Source organism: Phormidium sp. CCY1219 (assembly GCF_055795085.1).
The window spans coordinates 1-2898 of record NZ_JAYFEQ010000740.1 but is presented as its reverse complement, the minus strand read 5'-3'; the positions used below and the strand labels follow the sequence as shown (position 1 = coordinate 2898).

The window sequence follows — 2898 nt, the reverse complement described above, 5'->3', positions numbered from 1 at the left end:
GCCAAGTCCCACAGTTTCAGGGTGTTATCGTCTGATGCAGAAACCGCCCCTGTGCCGTCCGGGGTGATGGCCACTGCATTTACCCGGGCACTATGCCCGGTGAGGGTACGCAGCAGCGCCCCGCCTGCGGGGTAGAGACTCGGCGTGAGGGGGCGAAACCAGGGTTTTTCCTGCCACTGTTTTGCCTGAGTCAGCAGTGCCTGGATTTCCGGGACTGTGGCGGGTGCTGATTGTCCCATGCCTTCCAGAGAACGGTTAGATCCCCCCTGCCCCCCCTTAAAAAGGGGGGAAGAAAGGAGTTTGCCGCGTTTTGCTGGCGGGGTCTGGGCATATTTCGGCAAGTATCTACCGAGTAGGGGAATTCTTTCCCAAAAATAGCGATATTTTGGCACTGGGGGAGAGGGGGGCGGCACAAATGACAGCAACCGTCCCCACAGTTGCCCTGCCAGTTGCGTCTTATCCGCCTCTAACACATGGGCCGAGTTGCGAATCGCACTTTCTACCAGGGCAATGGCGTTTTGCGCCTCTACTGTTGCCGCTTCTCCCCCGGCAGCGGGGAAGTCAGCCAGCAAGGCTTTCGTATCCGTGGCATTCAGTTTCGCTTGCAACCAGCGAAAGTCCAACAGCAAGGCGCGGATTTTGCCAGGGCTGTGGGCCTGCGGCAGGTGGTGGGTTATCAAATGCTGGTAAAAATAGCCGTCATCCTCCACCGCGTGATATCCCTGGGGATAGCGCTGCTCATAGGCGGCTAAAAACCGTTCCTGCACCTGGGAAATGTCCCCCGCCTGTTTTCTCACGTAGTCAATCTGCAGGTCATGCAGGGTGATGCGCCCCTCGGCATCGCGGAAAGCGAGGGACCGTTGCACCAGGGTATCCACCACATCCTGCATGTCGTATTTATCTAATCCCGCTGGTTTCCAAAAGGTCTCTAACACCGCTTCCGGAATCGGGGTATCTTCGGGAAAGGCGGCAAAATCCAGATATCGCACCTTCACCTCGGCGGGAAGTGCATCGACGCTGACTTGGATGGCTTTTAGCAAATTCGGATAGGGATAGTTGGGGAACTCCTGCTGCAGTTTCTCTAAATCGGCAGATTGCAGTTTGTGCAGCACGTTGTCCCAGCGATTCGCGCCACACACCATCGCCCCGGCAATTGCCACGGCTAAAGGCAAATAGCCGCACTCCCGCGCTACGTCCCGCGCGGCTGGGGGCAAGGTTTCCGGATGTTCCCCGGCCCACTGCGCCAGCAACCCCAGGGCTTGAGTTTCCGACAGCAATCCCACTTCATGCCCCTGCGCCCCCAACCCGGTTATCAATCCGGCATCGCGGGTGGTGAGCAAAAGCTGACTGTTTGGCCCCAAAACGTCAAACGCTGCGGCATGGTGGGTCTGCCACACATCATCTAAGATCAGCAAACAGGCTTTTTCGGCCAGCAATTGCCGCAGATGCCCTTTTCCCTGTTGGGCATCTTCAAAATAGGGGCGATTTCCCTGGAAGGCAAAGGCAATATCCACCTGTCGGGTAACAATATTTGGGGTTTGACCCAGGGTCACCCACACCACGCCATCGGGAAACCGTCGCTGCACTTGTTCGTCGCGACCCACTGCGGCGGCTAACACGGATTTACCGATGCCGCCCATGCCCTGCACCCCCACCCGGCGCGAAACCCCCGTCATTACCAGTTTTTGACTCTCCGCTCCCAGTAATTTGGCTTTGATGTCTGCGATTTCTTCCGGGCGGGGCAGGAATTTCGGGGGCAATTCGGGCAGGTGATAGGGGGCGCACAATTCTGGGATTTCTGGGCGGGTCGGTAAAATCTGCTGCTGCAATAATTGCTGCAATAATGCCTCGATTCGTTCTAAGGTGCGAGTATTTCGCAGGGTATCTTGTCGCAAGGCGGTTTCTAACTCTGCCAATGCGCTCGAGAGGTCGGTTTTGCTGGGCATCTCATCCAGGCGCGTGCAAATTTCCCGCAAAATGCCTACGCTTTCGCGCTGCAAGTCCAACAGCATGCCGGCAAATGCGGGTCCGCCACCCTCGGCGTCTTTTTTCAGCACTTGCCGCAAGTTTTTGGGAAAGTGGCGATGCAGGTGACGGGCAAGGGTGGCGATCGCATCTTCATATTCTTCTACCTCTGCTGGCAAGTGTTGGCGATGTTGCTGCATCAACTCCCAGGTCAGGGTTTGCCAAGTCTCCTCATCCAGCGCCTGCACTCGGTCGAATTCGCCGGCATTTGCCGCAAAGGCATGGCGTAGCTGCTTGTCTTGAATGGCGGCAAAGTCCTCGGTTGCGGCAGTTTCGCGGGCAAGGGTGAGCCAATAGCCCTCGGCGCGATCGGCTAAATCGTGCAAGATATTTCGTAATTCGGGAAACTTCTCGCCATTGGCAACGGTGCGAATTCCGAGGGCGATCGCCTCCCCGGTTGCCTTGGTCAAATCTTCGTTTGCCAATATCTCCCGCTTTGCTCCCAACCGATTGACGAATTCTCCGAAGTTATTCGCTGTCATGCCGCAGAACACATTGGCCAAAAATCCCCCCACATCCACCAGGGTTTTTCCCGCCCACAATTGTGCTGCCGACCCGGAGGCGATCGCGGCTAATGATAAAATCGCCGTACCGACCAACAGCAGCTTATTGGCTTTCAGGATATCTCTGGGACTCATGGCAACAACAGAGGCTATGGTTTAGGGAGGATGATTTTGGTATAGCATATTTTTGCCAAACTGTGGACAGCGATCGCACCTTTTTTTTTTGGCCACTCTTTTCCCACCATACAACTCTACCGCACCGGCGATCGATTGTCAAGACTGTAGGGTTTTTTATATAGCGATTCTCATATTGGTGAGGTAGAGCATTTTTTACCTCAAAGATGCACCTCAAGGTTGGGACTCTTCGGTT

The 2898-nt window shown here is 55.7% G+C and carries 1 protein-coding gene; it reads right to left on the bottom strand.

Going from position 1 to position 2898, the window contains the following annotated elements:
• The coding region (locus AC0QH1_RS22580) for an NB-ARC domain-containing protein (protein WP_324633609.1) at window positions 1–2663 on the bottom strand (2663 nt) is incomplete at its 3' end.
• Window positions 2664–2898 lie beyond the last annotated feature (235 nt).